The organism is Silvanigrella sp. (assembly GCF_044369315.1).
GTDB lineage: Bacteria > Bdellovibrionota_B > Oligoflexia > Silvanigrellales > Silvanigrellaceae > Silvanigrella.
In genome coordinates this window covers 1-4363 of sequence record NZ_JBIPMD010000260.1, presented here as the reverse complement: position 1 = coordinate 4363, position 4363 = coordinate 1, and the positions used below count along the sequence as shown (strand labels likewise).

General features: G+C 25.8%; 6 protein-coding genes. All 6 read left to right on the top strand.

The genetic code is table 11. The features are described 5' to 3' along the window. The coding region (locus ACIQ56_RS14970; protein ID WP_397601848.1) for a hypothetical protein at positions 1–294 on the top strand (294 nt) is incomplete at its 5' end. Next, entirely contained in the window at positions 284–811 is a 528-nt protein-coding gene (locus tag ACIQ56_RS14965) for a ribonuclease domain-containing protein (protein WP_397601847.1), read from the top strand. The genes ACIQ56_RS14970 and ACIQ56_RS14965, both read left to right, overlap by 11 nt. Before the next feature lie 323 nt (positions 812–1134). After that, positions 1135–1608 carry a hypothetical protein gene (locus tag ACIQ56_RS14960; RefSeq protein ID WP_397601846.1) on the top strand — a complete coding sequence of 158 codons (474 nt, stop codon included), beginning with the start codon at positions 1135–1137 and terminating at the stop codon, positions 1606–1608. Between the two features lie 86 nt (positions 1609–1694). Further along, on the top strand, positions 1695–2261 hold the full coding sequence (locus tag ACIQ56_RS14955) for an NUDIX hydrolase (protein ID WP_397601845.1): 567 nt from the start codon (positions 1695–1697) through the stop codon (positions 2259–2261). A gap of 493 nt (positions 2262–2754) precedes the next feature. Then, complete coding sequence (locus ACIQ56_RS14950) at positions 2755–3456, top strand: hypothetical protein (protein ID WP_397601844.1); 702 nt, start codon at positions 2755–2757, stop codon at positions 3454–3456. Between the two features lie 144 nt (positions 3457–3600). After that, positions 3601–4065 (top strand): HIT family protein, encoded by a 465-nt coding sequence (locus ACIQ56_RS14945; RefSeq protein WP_397601843.1) that lies wholly within the window; start codon positions 3601–3603, stop codon positions 4063–4065. Positions 4066–4363 lie beyond the last annotated feature (298 nt).

Sequence of the window (4363 nt, the reverse complement as noted above, 5' to 3'; positions counted from 1 at the left end):
AATAATTATTACTTTTATGATATCATTCAAGATAAACCATATTATATAAATAAAGCTTATCTAGAGTTTACTAATTTCGAAATAACCAAAAAAAATATTGTTAATTTAGAAAATATAATTACATTAAAATATTTAAAAAATGATGATTTTGAGAAAAGTGAAAATACAAAAGACTACAATTTAAATAATGAAGGAAAATTTAATAAATCAGAATTATTTCTAATGAACTTCTTACAAAACAATTTTAATTTTATAAATATTGATTCAATTAAAGGTAATAAAAATGTTAATTAAAAATTACAAATATTTTAAAAATTTAATTATATACTTATTTTGCATTCTTATTTGTGCTCAAGCAAACTCAATGCATTGCAATTCAGTTCAACAAGAGCAAACACATTATTCTACAAATATAAATAATATTCCGAATGAAGTATATCATGTGATAAATAATATTTATCACGCAAGAATTAATAATTATTCAAACACAAATACTTGGAGCCGATTTGGAACTGATTATATTTCATATAATGGTGGCATTCATTACTATTCAACAAAACCATGGCATAATAGAGAGCAACAACTTCCTATTTTAAACTCTCATCATAATTGGTGGCAAGGAAATAATAATCAAAGAGAATTTTATATTGAACACGATATTATTCCCTATTACCAAGGAATAAACAGAGGGTCACATAGACTTATTTATAATTCATTTACGGGTGAAAGTTTCTATACAGCAGATCATTATAATTCTTTCGTTCGGATTCAAAGAAATTGGACAAATGATTATACATTTATTCGTCATTAAATTGAGAAATTCTGTTTCTAAAGAAACATTAAATATTTACTAATTTTTGCATAAAATACGATTAATACTTTAAAATATAAACCATTAAAAATTTATTATAATTAAAAATAATTTACGATTTTTATCACTTAAAACCTATTAAACATATTTTTTTAAATTCAAAAAATACAATAAAAATATCGATATTTTCAAATAAATATAAGGATTCATATTTTTTTATTCAGAATGATGTATTTTTTATTGCATCATAATTCACTTTATTGTTATTAAGATTTTGATTAAAAACTTGTAAATTTTAACAAGTATAAATTAGGGAGTTTTAAGTGAAATTATTGATTCGTATTACATTATCATCATTCTTTTTATTAAGTTGTGTCCATAAGACAGAAAAACAAAATAATTCGAATCAAGTAGCCTCATTACAAGAAGACTCTTTTGATGATTTATTTGAAAATACTCCAAAAGAGTCTCCATTTGCAAGACCTGTTGGAGGCAAAATTGGATTTGATATAGATGGCGTTTTGCATACCGAAGTTCAATATTCCGCTTTTGGCGATTATAATGACCCTTCAAGACCGATCCTGGAAACAAAAGGAAGAAATAAAAGATTAATTAAAGAAATTGATCTTCTCTTAAAAAATGGAAATAAACCTTATATCATTACCCATAACGAAAGTTTTTGTTCTCCTGCTTCAATAAATAAAAGAGAAATTTTTTTAGCTGAAAATCATCTTGGCCAAATTAAAAATAATGAAATTTTTTGCATTAAGCCCCCACTGGAAAATCGGGGCAGCTAAAGGAAACAAAAATTGATTCTTTTTATGATGACAGCCCTAAAGTTCTGGCCGAAGTTTCCAAAAATAAGCCAAATACAAAGCTATTTATGGTTCTCCCTCATCAAGAAAAAGTAGCTCACTATTTTGCAGGCTCTAGTACAGAACGTGTTGAAAATTGTGGTGTTCTTGTCATAGATGCTTCTAAACCTAAAAAAAGATTGCTATTACAACTTCGAAGTGAAAGTCTGGGGAGTTGGTGGAATTTTCCTGGTGGCTCATGTGCTTTAGCAGAAAATAAACTTAAAAACTGCAGTTTAGGAGAATGCGAGGATCCTATTACAGGCGCCATTCGTGAGTTCAATGAAGAAGCCGGCAAAGAAAGAGATTTTAATCATGATATCACTCAAACCAAAAGATTGATGGTACTTCACTCAAAAAAATATATGCTACTTGTAGCCAAGTTTAATAATAACTTTTTAAATAACCGTTCCTTTATTCCTAAGCAAAAACACTCCTATGAAGTCTCAAATAAAATTTTTAATATTCAAAATAGTCCTGGCTACCGTTGGTTTGATTTAGAGGAATGCGATGAAAACTCTATTATAGAAGGTCATCCTCTTAAAATAACAGGAAAATTTTGCAAAGAATTTAAATATTATTTAGAGAAAATATAATATAAAAATTCTCTTTAAGCATTTGAATAAAAGATAATTATCTAAATAATATAGATAATTATCATAAAAGAAAGAAAAACAAATCCCCCTATTTAATTAGAATCTGATTTAGCCCCTTATAAATCAAATAATTATATTTCCTATTTAAAAATGAATAAATTATTACAATTACAAAAAAGTAATAATTTATTCATAATATATATAAATATCTATAATATAAATGATTTATTTAACAAAAATAACACTTATTGTATTTCTTTGTTAATTTATTATAAAATATTTTATTGAAAAATATGATATTTTATATTGAAATATATGGGTATATATTATAAATATTAATTGGTAATTGTTTTTCACGGTCTCCAATAAAGAAGTTTAATATGATTTTTAAATAAATTTAGCCCTATTTATTACCCATAAAAAACAAAGGAATAATCAAAGTGCCTATTAATAATAATTTAGATCTTACTAAAGGCTACAGCATAAAAATGAAATGAATACATTTTTAATTAAGGATATGAATCATATATTTGAATTCCCTCAAAACAGCATTCATTCTATTTTTAAAGCATTTACAAAAGCAGATCAAAATCAAGTTTCTATTGATTTAATGAGAACAACTTTATATATTAATCAAAAACCATTTAAAATAGAATCCCAAATTCAAAGCAATGTACATTTTAGTAATTTCACAAAATGTTTATTGCGAAATAATATTTACAATCATTATTTATTTGCATTTTTTGAGAATTATTTCCATCAGGGCGGACTTCTTTCTGGATGGGTTACTTTTTTTATGGAGTATTTAACTTTTAAAAGTCAAACTACTTTTCTTAGACAGAAAGAGAGTATTAATATGTTAGATTTTATTTATGATAAAACATTTTTATATACTTCTTTTTGTGGATGCGGACTTTTTGACACAAACAACATGCGTTACCTAAACTCTAATGATTTAGCAATTGCATTTCAATGTAAAGTTAAAATAAATTCATTTGATAATATTGAAATAATGAACTCATCTATTGGTATTGCAAATTTTGACAATAAAAATAGTTTCGACAAAAAATTATTAGAAGAGTTAAAATATTCATTACGAAATACATCGCAAATTTTGAAAAAAACTAAAAAAAATACACTTATAATTAAAGAAGAAACTATTTGGAGAAAATACCTCGGTACAAAAGCATTTTAAAAATAGAAGTAAAAACTCGACTTTCTTTGAATTTTATGATTTCTTTTTAAGAATTAAGATTTTTAACAAAAATCTGGTTGCTAACTTATCAAAGTGCAACTTCTTTTTTTATGGATAAACCATATTTTTTAAAAGGTAACTTATATGAATTCGAGTGAATGTTTATTTTGTAACTTTGCAACGCACAAAGAAGAATGTTTTAAAATATGGGAAGATGATTTCTTTATCGCATTTTTAACCCCATTTCCGAATACAAAAGGATTTACCGTTGTCATTCCAAAAGAACATCACTCTAGTTATTTATTTGAAGTTGCAGAAAATGTCATGAACGATTTAATAATTGCTTCTAAAAAAGTAGCTAAAATTCTAGAACAAGGTTTGAAAGTAGCTCGATGCGCAATTGTTTTTGAAGGTTATGGAATCAATCATTTGCATTGCAAATTAATTCCATTGCACGGCACAAAAAAAGACCAACAATGGCTTCCTATTCATAGTGTAAAAGAGGCGAATCCTTATTTTGATAAATATGAAGGTTATATCAGTAGTCATGATGGTCTTCGTGTTTCAAATGAAGAATTAGAAAAAGTGATAAAAGAGATTTTAAATTAAAAAATGTACCCTTTAAAAATCTAAAAGTACAAAAAAACCTACACTTAAAACAACACCTACATAACTAAACTGAAGACCAAACCATTTCCAAGCAAGATCATATGTTATTTGCAAAAAAGGGAAGAGCTTTATTTGTTCTGCGATCGAAACCAATCTTCCATCATAACCATGTACAAGTGTCCTCCCAATAAGTGATTTTTACAAAGCATAAATCCAGAATTAAATCTCCTTTTGAGGAGGAGATTTAAATGGAGATGGAAAATAGACTTTTAAAATTGTCAGAGCAAGTTGCTTTTGA